Origin of the sequence: Idiomarina seosinensis, from assembly GCF_044797955.1 — a bacterium.
GTDB lineage: Bacteria > Pseudomonadota > Gammaproteobacteria > Enterobacterales > Alteromonadaceae > Idiomarina > Idiomarina seosinensis_A.
This window is the reverse complement of the sequence record NZ_CP085211.1, coordinates 533896-548239: the sequence shown is the minus strand read 5'-3', so window position 1 is coordinate 548239 and position 14344 is coordinate 533896. Positions and strand designations below refer to the sequence as shown.

14 protein-coding genes are annotated in these 14344 nt (G+C 49.1%); all 14 read right to left on the bottom strand.

What is annotated here, in order from left to right; genetic code table 11:
• Nucleotides 1-13 precede the first annotated feature (13 nt).
• Nucleotides 14-1699, bottom strand: a complete 1686-nt coding sequence (locus LG288_RS02570; protein WP_404401740.1) for a hypothetical protein — start codon at nucleotides 1697-1699, stop codon at nucleotides 14-16.
• A gap of 77 nt (nucleotides 1700-1776) precedes the next feature.
• Nucleotides 1777-3180 (bottom strand): hypothetical protein, encoded by a 1404-nt coding sequence (locus tag LG288_RS02565; protein ID WP_404401738.1) that lies wholly within the window; start codon nucleotides 3178-3180, stop codon nucleotides 1777-1779.
• A 161-nt stretch (nucleotides 3181-3341) separates the two neighbouring features.
• On the bottom strand, nucleotides 3342-5402 hold the full coding sequence (locus LG288_RS02560) for a secretin N-terminal domain-containing protein (RefSeq protein WP_404401736.1): 2061 nt from the start codon (nucleotides 5400-5402) through the stop codon (nucleotides 3342-3344).
• Nucleotide 5403: 1 nt separating this feature from the next.
• Entirely contained in the window at nucleotides 5404-5973 is a 570-nt protein-coding gene (locus LG288_RS02555; protein WP_404401734.1) for a hypothetical protein, read from the bottom strand.
• Entirely contained in the window at nucleotides 5970-6527 is a 558-nt protein-coding gene (locus LG288_RS02550) for a hypothetical protein (protein WP_404401732.1), read from the bottom strand. The genes LG288_RS02555 and LG288_RS02550 overlap by 4 nt, the downstream gene beginning before the upstream one ends.
• Nucleotides 6524-7624: a hypothetical protein gene (locus LG288_RS02545; protein ID WP_404401730.1), complete on the bottom strand. Its 1101-nt coding sequence runs from the start codon at nucleotides 7622-7624 to the stop codon at nucleotides 6524-6526. Before LG288_RS02545 ends, LG288_RS02550 begins: the two co-directional genes overlap by 4 nt.
• Complete coding sequence (locus tag LG288_RS02540) at nucleotides 7621-8508, bottom strand: hypothetical protein (protein WP_404401728.1); 888 nt, start codon at nucleotides 8506-8508, stop codon at nucleotides 7621-7623. Before LG288_RS02540 ends, LG288_RS02545 begins: the two co-directional genes overlap by 4 nt.
• A complete protein-coding gene (locus tag LG288_RS02535; protein ID WP_404401726.1) occupies nucleotides 8505-9179 on the bottom strand; it encodes a prepilin-type N-terminal cleavage/methylation domain-containing protein in 675 nt (224 codons plus the stop codon). Before LG288_RS02535 ends, LG288_RS02540 begins: the two co-directional genes overlap by 4 nt.
• Nucleotides 9140-9619 carry a type II secretion system protein J gene (locus LG288_RS02530; RefSeq protein WP_404401724.1) on the bottom strand — a complete coding sequence of 160 codons (480 nt, stop codon included), beginning with the start codon at nucleotides 9617-9619 and terminating at the stop codon, nucleotides 9140-9142. Before LG288_RS02530 ends, LG288_RS02535 begins: the two co-directional genes overlap by 40 nt.
• Nucleotides 9603-9989 (bottom strand): type II secretion system protein, encoded by a 387-nt coding sequence (locus tag LG288_RS02525; protein ID WP_404401722.1) that lies wholly within the window; start codon nucleotides 9987-9989, stop codon nucleotides 9603-9605. The genes LG288_RS02530 and LG288_RS02525 overlap by 17 nt, the downstream gene beginning before the upstream one ends.
• A complete protein-coding gene (locus LG288_RS02520; protein ID WP_404401720.1) occupies nucleotides 9986-11179 on the bottom strand; it encodes a type II secretion system F family protein in 1194 nt (397 codons plus the stop codon). The genes LG288_RS02525 and LG288_RS02520 overlap by 4 nt, the downstream gene beginning before the upstream one ends.
• A gap of 1 nt (nucleotide 11180) precedes the next feature.
• Nucleotides 11181-12845 carry a GspE/PulE family protein gene (locus LG288_RS02515; RefSeq protein WP_404401718.1) on the bottom strand — a complete coding sequence of 555 codons (1665 nt, stop codon included), beginning with the start codon at nucleotides 12843-12845 and terminating at the stop codon, nucleotides 11181-11183.
• Entirely contained in the window at nucleotides 12842-13249 is a 408-nt protein-coding gene (gene gspG / locus LG288_RS02510) for a type II secretion system major pseudopilin GspG (protein ID WP_404401716.1), read from the bottom strand. The genes LG288_RS02515 and gspG overlap by 4 nt, the downstream gene beginning before the upstream one ends.
• 13 nt (nucleotides 13250-13262) lie before the next feature.
• A complete protein-coding gene (locus LG288_RS02505; protein ID WP_404401714.1) occupies nucleotides 13263-14330 on the bottom strand; it encodes a nitroreductase family protein in 1068 nt (355 codons plus the stop codon).
• Nucleotides 14331-14344 lie beyond the last annotated feature (14 nt).

Sequence of the window (14344 nt, the reverse complement as noted above, 5' to 3'; positions counted from 1 at the left end):
CGTCGATCTCGCGTCATGGACGCGAGCTACTGAGTTGTTGGACAATTTCTTCGACTCTTGGGTCACTAGGACGTTTCCGATAAAGCTCTTTTACCATTTTTCTCGCTCGTTCGATATTACCGGTGCGCAAATCACACTGAGTTCTGAATAACAGAGAGCTAAATTCCCCGTTAAATAATCGTTGTACCTGTTCAAAGCTGTCATAAGCTTTTTCACACTGACCGGTTTCTTTAAGCCGAATACCCTGATTCAAGTATATTCGTGCCCGATAACTCGGGTGCATCCGGTTTATATTACGTAGTGCAATTTGTTCATATTGTTTAGCTTTATCCCATTCCTCGACGTTACCATAAGCGACCATTAAATTAATCAGTAGCGATTCAGTAAGCTTCACGTTACCGTTAGCCAGCATTTCCTCAAAAAGCTCAAGACCCAGCTCATACTTGCCATTATCAAGAGCGTAACGTGCCAATTCGTTTTTAACGCGCTGGTTGTCCGGGTTATAAGACAACTCATTTTGGTAAAACACATAGGGGTTTGCCCACTGGTAATTCCTGTAGGCTGTGGTCGCGGTTAAAAGCAGCACTACAGCTATGAGCGCATATAATCCGCGCTGTTTTGGTAACTTTAAGAGATAACGGACCAGTGGCATCAGCGCTATCACCAGGCCGATATTAGGCAAATAAGTGCGGTGTTCGAAGGCAAAATCGGTTATCGGAATAACTGACGATTCAACCAGGTGCGCAATGTAGTACCACGCAACCCCTAGAGTAACTAGCCAAATTCTTTTCCGTAGTAAAAACGCACTTATCACCACTATTACATGCGCAGTCCATGCCAGCACGCTCAACCAGAGTGGGTATGGATTTGAATAAATACCATATTCAAGTCTTAGGTTTGCCGGGAAAAAGAAGTTACCAATGTATTGCCAAAGAATTGGGCCCTGGACCAAAAAATAATCAAACCGCGTTACGTCGTCAGTTTCGCGGGTTAACGCATCGATGGTCGGCCAATAAAGCCAGGCAACAACAAGTGCAACTGTACACAAACCAGCTAGGCCGACAATGTCATACCGCCATGGTCTGGCGCGATTAATGGCGAAGCGGTCAATCGCATACCAAAGTAGTGGCGTTATGATGGCATTTTGTTTGGTAAAAAACCCTAAGGCAAATGCAAGCACAGCAAATAGATACAGCCAGACCATTTTTTTGGCGCGAGCCAAATAAAAACAATAACAGCTTAACAACACCCAAAAGCCGGTCATGGATGCCAGCCGTTGAACAATATAAGTCACTGCCTGAGTGTTCAGCGGGTGCAATAAGAAAATTAAGGCTCCGCTATAGGCCACTAATTTCCGATAATTGTTGCTATTGTCATTCTGTATTGAGTAAAGAAAAGCAAAGAGTAGGGTCGCTGTTGCTAGATGAATCAAAATATTTATTAAGCGAAAAGACTCGGGTGACGTACCCATATAATGAAAATTGAACCAAAAGGTCAGATAACCGAGCGCCCGTTCACCGTAGGCATTTAACAGCGGATCAATACTCTCACCGCCTCTTATCCAGGGGCTCTCCATTATCGACGTAAAATCGTCCAGATAAAACGGCGAGTGCAGCCCGAGATAAAAAGCAAATAGAGACAGAGCGACCGTTAGTAATAAAAGGTTTTTGTTTGAGTTAAGCCAGTTTTTTATTTTCATAACATAACCATAAAAAAGGGTGCCAAAAGGCACCCTTATAGTTTTTTACTTAAACTAAACTAATCAATAAGTTGTGATTAGTCTTTGTTTGAGCTGTTGATAACCAAACCACGGTCGTTACCAGCATTGTAGCCAGTATAAACTTCAATGGCGCTATCTGGAGCAGTCACTGTTAAAGTAAAGGCTAACTTACCACTACTAAAGTTATCTGCTGCAAGAGCGTCTTCTAAAGCACCAGTGATTTTAGTGATGTTTTTACCTTCAGCTGTACCCAAATCATAAGGTCCGTACTCATTACCAGCATCATCGAACGCAGTTACCTCGATAGTACCAGCTTGTGTGCCTTTATTAGAGACATAAATGATTTGTGAAATACCGTTGGAGTATGGCATGTAAGGAACATAGACTGACGCGCCGTTTAACGTCCAAGAACCAGCATCAACTGACGATGCAGCAGCAGATGAAATCGCAGAAGCACCAGTTCCATTAGCTACAGAAATGCTAGCTGAGAATGACTGTTCACTTACTGGATACCCTGAGTCCGCACCTGGTGCATTAAAGTTCAGCTGAACATTTTCGCTTGCAGTCAAAGAGCCTGCTTGAACCAATGTCAATGTATTCCCATCGATTGAGCAAGTAAATGTACCTGTACCGCTTGCGACAGTCACCATAGTGGCAGTGCCTGAGGTTGCGCATAGTTCGTCCGATGCCAATTCTCCGTCTTCATCAGAATCAAACGCCATTGCATAACTAAAGTCTTCACCTACGACCGTGTGAGTAGCACGGGTTGCAGTGAAGGAATAGTTGCCTAGCTCTTTCCCATTAACGTTGTCAGTCAACGTCAAGTCAACTCGGTCGAACCCAGTTTCATCGTCGTCGGCAGCCTTATCACCTGAACCAGCAAAAAGTTCACGACTACTGTTAACATCGATTACCTGATCAAACGAATTATCAAATTTTGCGCTAAATTGTTGACGCGCAGTTCCAATTACTTTAGCTGAGGATGGGTCATACGCTCCAATCAACGAGTTGGAAGAAATGGCCCGCGCACTTGCGGTGATAGTTGACTTGTCAGAAAAACCTGTTGAGTCAATAGCTACCTTGGATAAGGTTAACGTATCCTCCGCGTCGATATTTGCTGCTTGGACACGGAACCGCACAACACCAGTTTCTGAATTTAAATCAATAAAGTTCGCTTCTCCCGATCCAGAAGAGTTCACAGCAAGCTCAGGGTCGCCACCTGCGGCAACTTTCTTAATATCTGCGCCAGAGATTGTGATCTCGACTACATCATTCACAATATAATCGGCAGCTGTTTCAATAATTACGTTTACGTCTGTTCCTACTTCTATACTTCCTGCTGCAACAGCGCCTTCAAGCGCTAGCAAGTCAGTCTTGTTTTCCGTGATTGTTCCCGCATATGCAGCAGTAGCAGCTACTGCTACAGACGCAGCGATTAAAGATTTTTTAAACATTTTCATGCTATTGTTCTCCAATTTCTAGAAATTGAACATTTAAGCTTCATGCTTTTTGTTCGTGTTTACATCAAAGAAACTTCTTGGAAAAAGTTTCTAGGATACGATTGTATTGCCTATTTTAGGCATGTCAACGTGAAATCAACATGTTATTACGATGCCACACGTTATTTATTATCTACAGAGATAACCTGCAGGCTTTCCAGACCCTTGTTTAACTCTTCCATGATACCGTACCACGATGACATGTTTGTGACTACTCTTGGTGTGATAAAAATCACCAGTTCAGTTTTCGTCTTGGATTGTGTCCGTGCGCTGAATAAGCGCCCAAACAATGGTATATCGCCAAAGCCCGGTACTTTACTGGTGGCGTTATTGGTATCTTCCGATATCAGACCGCCGAGTAAGATTGTCTGGCCGCTTTGTGACAGCACTTCCGTTGACAGTGTCCGTTCGAAAATAGCCGGTGAGCCCGCCACTGTCGACCCTGAGTCGGTGGTGCTGCTGATTTGTTGATCAATCTCCATCACCACCAGACCCTGGGCGTTAATAACCGGTGTTACGGTAAGCTGTAGTCCCGTTTTGCGGTACTCGACGTTGGTGGTCTGTGCTTCTGACTCTAATGGCCGCGAAGTTGTTGATCCCACGGTTGGAATATCGGTACCCACGCTAATACTTGCTGATACGCCATCGCGTACCACCAGCCGGGGATTCGACAGCACATTAACCTTACTGTTGGTTGCGGCTAAACGGGCAATAAAGCGATCCGGTCCGGTCATGTAATCGGCTGCTAACCCGGCAATATCCTCAACACCAAATGCGCCCAGATTACCCAGTCCAAAGTTGCCGTTTTGAATCGCAAACTCAAAGCCCTGCGCAAATTCTTCAGTCAGGGTTATCTCTGCAATGGTTGCCTCCAGCAGGATCTGCTTAGGCATCACGTCCAGCTGCTTAACGATGGGTAATAGTTTTTGATATTGCTCGCCAGTTGAGTAAAAAATCAGTGTGTTAGACCGGCTGTCTACCGTTAACTGTATCGATTCGCCGTCGAGCTTTCCCGACGCACTGCTGCTCCGGGAGCCAGAGGACGAGCTTTCATTATTACCATTCTGGGCACTTTGCGTATCACGCGAACGGTTTCCGCCTGCTGCACTGGTGCTTTGCCCGATTAAGGGTTGGATTGATGAGCCTAAATCATCGGCACGGGCAAATATCGGGTTATACAGGAAAAAACGTTTTTCTTCACCTTTGCTGGGCTGGTCAATCTTGTCTGTCCAGAACTGTACGCGGTCTAAAATGTGGTCATCGCCCGAAAAAATAGCCACGGCCCCAATTTGCTCCAGTGGCACTAATACAACAGGTGCTGAGCCCCGGCTGCCAATACTCACGTCAATGCCTTCAGAATCGAGCAGTGACTGTATTTGGCTGGTGTAGTCCTCGGTGTTGATGAACTGCAGTTCGGCCAGCCCGATGAATTTGCCCTGGTGGGCGGGCGTATCGATAATACGGATTAATTCCAGCAAACGAATAATTTGCTCTCGCTGGCCCTGCGCAAAAATAACTCCCTGATTGTAATCAGGCGTGGTCTGAACCGGGGATAAATTATTTAGGGTGCGTTCTAAACTGGCATTTAAGCCATAACGCAAGGGAATAATTTGCAGTACCTGTCCAAAGGCCTGCGGTATGTCCTGTTCCTGGTTACCGATACCAATGGCCACTTCGCCCTGTTGCGCCCCGGTCGCCGGGAAAATATAAAAAATACCGTCGCGCTTGGCGATATCTAACCCTTTTGATTCCAGCAACTCGTTAGCGACACGAAACAAGCGGCGTGACGAGATCCCCTGCTGGACATTTAAAGTGACCGTATCATTGCGTTTAGTCACTTCATCGGAAATAACGTAATTTACCCCTAATGATTCACCAAATACTGTATGAATAAAGTCCATCAATCCCATGGTGTCGGTAACTACCTGCACGCTGTCGTTGGCAGGAAGCTCCGCCGATATTAGTTCGGCGTTGTTGACTTTTTTTTCGTTGCGTTTTATCGAATCAACGTACGTAAAGCCCTTAGTTTCGGGCAGTTCCGACGAGGTGGGCTCGTCGCTTAACTCGGTATCGAATTCAACTCCGCCGGCCAGTTTACCCGGTGTGACTGAAGTTTGCTCTGGTGTTTGTGTGCAACTGGCCAAAACCAGTACGCCGCATATCACGGATGTAACTTTCCACATATCATCGGGTCTCATTGTTCTTGAATAATTGCATTGTGATGGTATCGGATTCGGCGCGCAGCTCGATACCCTTCGGCGTTACCTGTGTTAACTGGTAATCACCCAAGCGGTCATTAAGGGCCAGCGCCTTAAACCGTGGCTTCATTGATTTATCTACCAGGGTGAGCAGTGCGTACTCATCATCTTCGATTAAAACGCCTCTAAGGTATACCACGTCTGCGCCAATTCGGTAAGCGCCTTGTTCTACTAGTTTATCCAGTTGCTCTTCCGGAGTTGGCGGCGCCGGTTTTTCGGGCGGTTGCTGTGTTTCTTCAGCGACCTGTTCTGGTTTTGGCTGATAAGGTTCCAACCATTGCTGCACGGTATCAACCGAGGTGAATTTTTCGTTTAATTCGACCAATGACAGGTCGTCCCATTGCCTGGCATCAACGTCAGGGGATGCTGGCCACAGGCGCTGACTAATATCAATAACGGCCAGCAGTAGCACTACCGCTAATGTCAGCAAAGCTTCTTTGCTAGTCAGCAAGTGCCAGAGCCGCTGCATTTTGAGTGTCTTATTGGCTGTGTTCATAACGCGGCATCCGCATTTTGAAAAACGGCTACGGCCCTGATTTCAAAGTTACCCACTTTCGACTTCGTCAGTGCCCCCCGAAAGCTCAGCTCGCTGTCTTCCATAATCAAAAAGCCCAGCTGGCTGTTCACTGCGGCGTGAAACGCGGCGATATCCAGTACCCGCCCTGATACTTCGGTTGTCACCCCCAGCCCCTGAAAGTTCTCAACCGGTATCGGCGCATCCCCACTCCAGTTGAACATATCAACGTCCAGGTTGTACTGCTCGGCCAGCTCGCCAATACGTTGCTGCGCCTTTAAGCGAAAATCTGACGCGCTGTCGGCACTGGGAAATTGTGCTTTTAAGGTTTGCTGGTTGGTCGTAGCAACCACTAATTGCTGGGCGAGCAGGTCTTTAGCGGCTTCCAGTTGCTGCATTTTAGCCAGGCGCTCGCTGGCCTGGGCCAGTGTTACCACTTTATCATTTTGCCACTGTACCAGCGGCTGGCCGACAAACTTTAACAGCAGTAAAATACCTAATAGCCACAGTAGCTGCTTTTTACGTTGCGACGTCATGAATCGTCTCCGCTGTTTAAATTAGCGCGGATGCGGTAATTGGCAAACGCGCCGCGGCGGCGAATGGGTGACGAGAACTCTGCATTGGCGATATCGGGATGCTGGCTGATGACTTCTAATATTTTTGTGGGGTTTGCCCGGGTGCGTCCTGATATTTCAATGCCCTGCTGATCCCAGCTGACTTTTTCAATATCGGCGTTGTATTCATCTTCGACTGTCAGCAACAATTGCCAGAACCTTGCCTGGTCATTTTTTTGCGCCAGTACCGCCTGCATTTGCTCGTTCGACTGCGTTAATGACGCCACTTGCTGCTGTGCATTTAAAGCCTGTTCCACGTTGGCCTGCTTAGCTTCAATAGCAGACTGCAGCTGCCACTCTTTAACCATCAGATACCCACTGGTCAGTACAAAGTACAGCGGCAGCACTAACGCCAGCATGGCAGCTATTGCCCTGGTGTTAACCTGAATGGACTGACGCCCAACCCACTGCACTAACTGCAGACCGTGTTTAACCACAAACCGGTTAAGTCGCCCGCTAAGGGCAGCCCGGGTCTGTGGCAGCGTGAACTCTGCTGGTTCGATATCCCCTGCCAGCCCTGCTGACCAGGCAAATCGCTTGGCGTTAGGTATTAAGGCCGAGGGTTTACCGCTGACCAGTTTACCGGCGGCTGTGCGGGCAATAAACAGTGGCCCGTCGGGAGTATTAAATTCGGCGGTTTGATTGTTTGACAGGCTCTCGCCCAGCAGCCAGGACTCGGGTACCCACAGAGCGGAATACTCGGGTACCGGGACATTTAGCTGAAACAACTGTACCTGACGCCTGGCGTCCTTTTGTGGCCCTATCAGGTGAAAGTAGCCCTGCCCGGCCGGGTATTTTTTCCATAAAAACCGTTTTAGCTCAAGTACATTGGTTATCGGTAACCAGACTTCCTCTTCGCTGTAACAGGCCCGGGCAAACAGCAAAATCCGGGGTTTGCCGGCCAGCGTATCCTTTGTTTCGGAATGCAGAGCTTCAGTAGCTGACGGCCGGCAATAAGCAACGTGCGCATCGCGTATTGCGGTAACCTTGCTGATTTTGGGTTTGGCACTTTTTGTCATTGTTCTGATGGCCGCGCAGTTTTTCCGTTGCCCGTAAGTCCTGTGGAAAGGAAGGTTACGGGGGGTTGATCATAGGGGCGCAATTCTACCGTGATTTGTTCGTTCTGGCTAATGTCATTTTGCTGATACAGCAACTCAATACGAAAAATTGGGCCCGGATAATGGATGACCATCATATCAGGCTCGATACCCGTTGCTAACTCGAAATTATTACGATCGAAGGTGCCGTCGCTACGCAGCGCTTTAACCCGTTGTGCGGCACTGGCATCCATTTCGGCGGTTAACAGCTGGTCGGGCATGTACATCGGGCTGCGGTTACTGACCACAAAGGGTGTCGCATACTGCTGCAGTTTTTCCACTACGGTTTCACCCAGGCCGGTGATAAAGCGCAGTTCGTGCAGGCTTTGTATGGGACGCCCGAGTTCGCCGCCCTGATAATCGACCATAGCTTTTGCCGCTTGTTTTGCCTGCACAGTATCCACATCCAGTGACTTAAGATAACGCTGGTAATAATCTTCATCGTTAACAGACAACAGCATCAGGCTGGAGACGTTGGTAATCCGGATATCAACATTATCAACCCGAAACCAGCGACCATAAAAGTTCCAGTTTTGAGCTATCGGGTTGGTTATATTTTGTTCGCTGGTTACCCAGGGCTCGGTTAACATGGCTTCCAGTACCCGTGTCTGCATGGTTCTGAGGGTCAGTTTCGCTTCGGTCCGGTACTGTATTTGTTCGGCACTGCGAATGTAATTGCGCACCGAGTAGGTAATCGAAACGATAAATACCGATATCAAGGCAATGATCAGCAGCACCTGAGTTAACGCCATGCCGCTATTTTTAACCACTTGTGGTGCGCCAGTGCCGGTTTTGATGGTTATCATTCATCCTGCTCCTGCTGGCTGAGCAGTTGAGTGGTGATATCCGGTACCTGTATCAGCCACTCGTAGTCGTTCAGTGTGACCCGCAACTCGGTTGGATGTGAAAGACGCTCAGCGCCATCATAAGCTTCGAACCATTCCTGTCTGGCATCGTTATCTTCAAACTGATTCAGCTGGACACGGCGGTTTGGCCACCCGTAGTAGTCAAACTCTAACCGGTCTATGGCTGTAAACAATACTGCCCGGTAGTTAAAGGGTAACTCCTGATCCAGCTGTCTTAGTGGCTCATTAATTGCTGCCTCTTCGTAAACCAGCTGCAGGCCGCCTGCCTCTGACGGCTCACGGAACAAGCGATAAATGGCCATTTGGTCGGGCCTGGTGACGGAGGAGGCAGTAATCCCTGTTAATCCTTCGCGTCGGCCGAGAAAATAAAACGCCGGATTTTCCTGCTCGGTAACATAATAGGGTACGGTTCGCTCAAGAGCCTGAGTGACCAGTTCGATCCGGCGGTAATCTTCCGTTGTCCGGTCAAACTGGTCAGAGTTTCGTTTCCAGGTATTGGCGTACAACAAATATGAGGTAGTCCCCAGCACCATGATCATGATCATGATGACCATGGAGATCAGCAGCTCAATTAGCGTGAAGCCACGGGTACCGCGGGTGCGGTTTTCCATATCAGCTCCTGGTAGTTAAATTGACGCTGCTTGCCCGCCCTGGCGCCATCGCGCAGGCTGATTCGCAGTTCGATATCGTACACCGCGTAACGGGGCTCGTATTCGGTAAACTCGGACAGGTTCGGATCAAAACGTTCGGCCGGTGCTACCACGCGGTTGCGAGTAGCAACCCAGTCGTAGTTCCAGCGCATAAGCTCGCCACTCCCGTTCATGGAAGAAGCCAGCTCGTTCTGCTCGCGTATGTTATTTTGCAAAGTGGCATACAAGATCGGCAGCACGCTGTGTAGCTCAACGACTTCGCTGGCCTGTTGCTCACTGTGCACCAGGGTGCGGTAACTTAAAGTTGCTGACGCCAGAACCATAAACAGGATGGTGCTGGCTATGAGTATTTCAACTAAGGTGAAGCCCTGCTGACGGCCCGGGCTAGTATACGCCTGCATTGACAAACTCCAGTGTTTTTACCTGTTCACTGTATTGCGCACTAACCCGGGATGGCTGCATAAAGCCGTTACGATTAATCACCAGCTGCTGCGGCTGAAATATCAAAAACTCAAATTGAGTCTGTTTACCCGGCTCACCATTGGTTTCCACCGTCATTTGGCTGTCAGTCAGGTTGATTGTGATGGTCTGATGGTTAATAAACGCCAGCCGGCGATAGTTTTTAATGGTTTTTTCTAGCTTTACCAGCTCGTCCTGGGCGCGGAATTTATCCAGCTGTTCAATGGCAAGAGGCCCAACCAGACCCATGGCCAGCGACATGATGCTGATGGTGATCAGTAATTCAATCAGTGTAAAGCCAGAGGTTCTCATAAACTGACATCGGTAATGCTGTTAATACTTAACATCATCACCACGACCACGGTACCGACGATGGCGCCCATCGTTAGGATCAGCAAAGGCTCAAGCAGGGTTGTCAGTCGCTTAACCCAGGCATTCAGCTCACCACGGCTGCGATCGGCAATTTCAGCAAATACGCGGCTGATTTCACCGCTTTCTTCGCCAACAACAATTAACGAGCGGTAATAGCCGGAGAACAACGCCGTAGACCCCAGGGTGCCGGAAATACTCTCGCCGCGTTTCAGCTTTTCAGACGCTGAGTTAACCTGTTGCCACAACGTTTGCTGGCTAATGGTGTTTTTTGCTAAACCAATAGCCCGGTCCACTGCAACGCCCGACTCCAGCATCACTGCCAGGGCCGATGAAAAGCGGGCGCGCTCTGACAGCAGCGACAGGGTTTTAACCAGCGGCAGCCGCTCGCGCAGATACTGACTGATGCGCTTTATCGTTGCGTGATGTTTATAACGGGTTGCGGCCACGATAATGATGGCAAGGGCAAGTCCTACATAGATTTGATATTGCTGTACCCAGTCGCTGACTCCCAGTAACGCCGATGTGTACCAGGGCAGGGTCTGCATGTCACTGAACAAGTTAGTGAGGTTTGGCACCACAAAGTTAAAGACGAATAAAACAGAAACAATACAGACCACCAAGATAACCGCAGGATAGACCAGGGCCTGCTGAATAACAGCGCGCAACTCTTTACGCTCTTTCAGCTCGTTGGCCAGACGTTTAAAAACACCGCCCAGATCACCGGACTCTTCGCCGACTCGCACCAGGCTGGTGTATAACTCATCAAACACGTTTGGGTGTTCGGCTAAGGCCTCGGATAATTGCACGCCGCTTTTAAGTCGGGCGGTTATTTGTTTAATAACGGGTTTTAAACGCTCGTTATCCATATGTTTGAGCAAGATACCCAGGCCTTTGTCAACGCGCAGACCGGATTCCAGTAAAACTGATAATTCTGAGGTAAAGTACTCGATATCGGCCAGCGTTGGACCGTTCGAAAACCCAAAGCCGGCGCTTTTTCTCGGTTTGATGGATGTTACCAGCAGACCGTCTTTTTCAAGTTGGGTTACCGCCAGCTGGATATCCTCGGCTTCGACATCGCCGCTGCGTTTACCGCCGGACTCATCAAACCCCTTAAACTGAAATCGCGCCATCTTAACCTGCCACTCTCAGCACTTCTTCTATGGTGGTATCGCCGCGTAAGGCTTTAACAAAACCATCCTGTAACAGGTTTCGGTAGCCCTTGGTGCGATTTAAACGCCGGGCATTTTCTAAAAACCGTTCGTCTTTTTCCAGCGCCTGAATATCATCATCGCAGCGCATGTATTCGATAATGGCAAGCCGCCCTTTATAGCCGGTGTTATTGCAGGCCTCACAACCGTTTGCCTCATGGACTTGCGGTATTATGCCCCGCTCTTCACTCAATTTGGCAAGTTTATATTTGTTGACAATTTCTTCGGTATTACTTGCCGGGCGCCGGCACTCAGGACAGAGTTTTCGCACCAACCGCTGGGCGACTATCGACTTAACCGCTGAGTTAATTAAAAACTCTTCGACCCCTAAATCCAGTAGCCGGGTGTACGCGGTGGGCGCGTCGTTAGTATGCAGGGTACTGAACACTAAGTGCCCTGTCAGCGCCGCCTGCATCGAAATATTAGCGGTTTCCTTATCGCGTATTTCACCCACCATGATGATATCAGGATCCTGACGCACGACAGAGCGCAGCGCCTTGGCAAAGTCGTAACCAATTTCTGACTGCACAGCCACCTGATTTATGCCGGCCAGACGATATTCGACCGGGTCTTCCAGGGTAATGATTTTAACGTCTTCGGAGTTACGCCGGCTTAAAAATGAATACAATGAGGTCGTTTTACCAGAGCCGGTCGGGCCGGTTAACAAAATGACGCCCGAGGTTGTCTGAATATCTTCCAGCAACAACTGTTCGGTATCGGGTTCAATACCCAATACCTTAATATCGTAGGACAAGGACTCCTGCAGCAAAAAGCGCATTACCACACTCTCACCGCCTTCGCCAACCGGCAGAGCAGAAACCCGGATATCGACGCTTTTGCCGTCGACTTTCAGCTGAATTTTACCGTCCTGAGGCCGACGTTTTTCTGCTATATCCATATTGGACAGGATTTTAAGCCGGGTGATCACCGGTAACAGCATGGAGGAAGGAATATTCTCAACTTCGTGCAAAACCCCGTCGATACGGTAACGTACCCGTCCTTTCAGACCCGCAGGCTCTACGTGCATATCCGAAGCGCCTTGCCTGAGTGCGCGGGCAATCAGTGCATTCAGCAAATTAACAACGGGGGCCTCGCTGGCAAGCTCGCGCAGCCGGTCCTCTTCGATGTCGGTCAGGCTGGATGTTGTGTCTTCGTTTTGCTCGCTGTAGCGCTCGGCTAACACCGTGTCAGCATCTTCAGTCACCAGATGAATATCAACCAGTTGCGGCTGGCCGGCAACCCATTCGTTCACTTTTAAATCCAGCGGGTCGGATACCGCACAGGTTCTTGGCCGACCGGACTGGTCCATCGCTAAAACATAAACGCCTAGGGTGTTCAGTTGCTCTTTTTGTGTCAGGGCTATGGCTGCAGCGTCTGTTGGCAGGTTTTCGACATCGCTGAGGGTCATTAACGGAAAACCCAGCAGCTCGCTGTAAAACGGCGGCAGGTTTTCTGACGAAAAAGCGCCCATATTTTGCAGAATTCGCTCTAATCGCCCGCCATTTTTAGTCTGAAACTGCTGGGCTTTTTCTACATCAATGGGGTCGACACTGAATTTTTCGACCAACAAACGGGTCAACTGACTCATTGGTTGTAGATATCCTCATTGTCATCTTCACCACCCGGCTGGCCATCTTTACCTAAGGAGTATAAGTCGTAGGCGCGGCCGTCAGAACCGGGTTTTTTATATTGGTATTCATTGCCCCAGGGGTCGGTGGGGATTTCTTTTGGCAGATAGGGACCATCCCAATTAGGGTGCTCGCCGACGCGTAATTGCTGCAGTCGATCCGGGTAACGGCCAATATCCAGCCGATAGGTATCCAGTGCTGTTTCAAAGTTACTGATTTGCGCTGATGCCGTTTTTCTCATTGACGAGTCTACTTTAGAGAACATCGTCGGCGCCACTAACGAGCCCAACAGCCCTAATATAACGATTACAATCAACAGCTCAATCAGAGTAAAGCCGCGTAATTTACTCGTTCCAGTATTCATTCGGTTCATTCGTTTAATCCACATAACGTATTAACTGCTCGGGTAGTTTTTTCTGCGAGAAGGCAATACCGCCCTCTTCCTGCGCATAGCCAATAGCTAAACACATGATCGGGCGTTGCCAGTCATCGAGTTTCAATAATTTTGCCATTCGCTGCTCGCGAATTTCAATATCAGGCCAGTTTATCGGACAACTGGAAAGACCTAAAGTTTCCAGCGCCAGCATCAGGTTCATTGCAGCCAACGAGGCATCAATGTAGGGTACATGCCGGTCGCGGGCCGCCTCAAAACTTGAAAAGTCCCCGACAAACACCGCCAGCATTGGAATATTATGCTCCCAGCCGCTGGTCCCCATGGGCTGTTTTACCGCCCGTTTAAGTTTGTCGCCCTGATCAACAATGTACACGTTAAAAGGCTGTCGGTTACAGGCACTGGGGGCCAGCGTTGCCGCGCCCATGGCCCGTTCAACTAATGGCCTTGGAACCCGCTCATCGGTAAACCAGCGCACCGAACGCCGCTGCATCGCCAGCTTTTTAAAGTCTTCAAACTCGACCTGACTGTGCAACGACGTATCGCGTCGGTAGGGCTTATAAGCCACGGTTTCCGACTGATAGCCAACCGCCGTAAAGCGGTCTTTAGCCGCTTTAATCGCTGGTTCATTGTTATCAGCGACAAGAAAGAACTCGGTCAGTACACTGCTGGCCCATTGCAGCTCTTCGCTGCAGGCATCATTTTTAGCTGCCTGGTCGCTAAAATCTGACACCAGTTGATGCAGATAAGCCAGACCGAATACCTCACGCCGCGGCTGCATTAGCAAGCCTTTTTCCAGCCGGTGGGTATTACGGCGCAGCCGTGCATGGGTCTGTTGCTGCGGCTGCTGGTTCAATTGATGATGCCGGCGTATGCCTGCCGCGGTGACGAAATTCTCGCGCGAAAACCGCGATGACAATACGCCATAGCCAAGCTTTGCCAGTAAACGAGAGCGGCCCATCAAACGGATAAAGCCGCTGCCCAGTTGCTCTTTCGCCTTTTTTAGGCGTCCGATAAGTGTCTTGGGCAGTAATCGCTTTAATAATGCTTTCATAGGATCCGGCTCAT

Coding starts and splice junctions, on each gene's coding strand:
- LG288_RS02525 (WP_404401722.1), bottom strand. CDS start 9,989: ATGAGAACCTCTGGCTTTACACTGATTGAATTACTGATCACCATCAGC.
- LG288_RS02555 (WP_404401734.1), bottom strand. CDS start 5,973: ATGAACACAGCCAATAAGACACTCAAAATGCAGCGGCTCTGGCACTTG.
- gspG (WP_404401716.1), bottom strand. CDS start 13,249: ATGAATACTGGAACGAGTAAATTACGCGGCTTTACTCTGATTGAGCTG.
- LG288_RS02520 (WP_404401720.1), bottom strand. CDS start 11,179: ATGGCGCGATTTCAGTTTAAGGGGTTTGATGAGTCCGGCGGTAAACGC.
- LG288_RS02530 (WP_404401724.1), bottom strand. CDS start 9,619: ATGCAGGCGTATACTAGCCCGGGCCGTCAGCAGGGCTTCACCTTAGTT.
- LG288_RS02505 (WP_404401714.1), bottom strand. CDS start 14,330: ATGAAAGCATTATTAAAGCGATTACTGCCCAAGACACTTATCGGACGC.
- LG288_RS02540 (WP_404401728.1), bottom strand. CDS start 8,508: ATGATAACCATCAAAACCGGCACTGGCGCACCACAAGTGGTTAAAAAT.
- LG288_RS02560 (WP_404401736.1), bottom strand. CDS start 5,402: ATGTGGAAAGTTACATCCGTGATATGCGGCGTACTGGTTTTGGCCAGT.
- LG288_RS02545 (WP_404401730.1), bottom strand. CDS start 7,624: ATGACAAAAAGTGCCAAACCCAAAATCAGCAAGGTTACCGCAATACGC.
- LG288_RS02535 (WP_404401726.1), bottom strand. CDS start 9,179: ATGGAAAACCGCACCCGCGGTACCCGTGGCTTCACGCTAATTGAGCTG.
- LG288_RS02515 (WP_404401718.1), bottom strand. CDS start 12,845: ATGAGTCAGTTGACCCGTTTGTTGGTCGAAAAATTCAGTGTCGACCCC.
- LG288_RS02570 (WP_404401740.1), bottom strand. CDS start 1,699: ATGAAAATAAAAAACTGGCTTAACTCAAACAAAAACCTTTTATTACTA.
- LG288_RS02550 (WP_404401732.1), bottom strand. CDS start 6,527: ATGACGTCGCAACGTAAAAAGCAGCTACTGTGGCTATTAGGTATTTTA.
- LG288_RS02565 (WP_404401738.1), bottom strand. CDS start 3,180: ATGAAAATGTTTAAAAAATCTTTAATCGCTGCGTCTGTAGCAGTAGCT.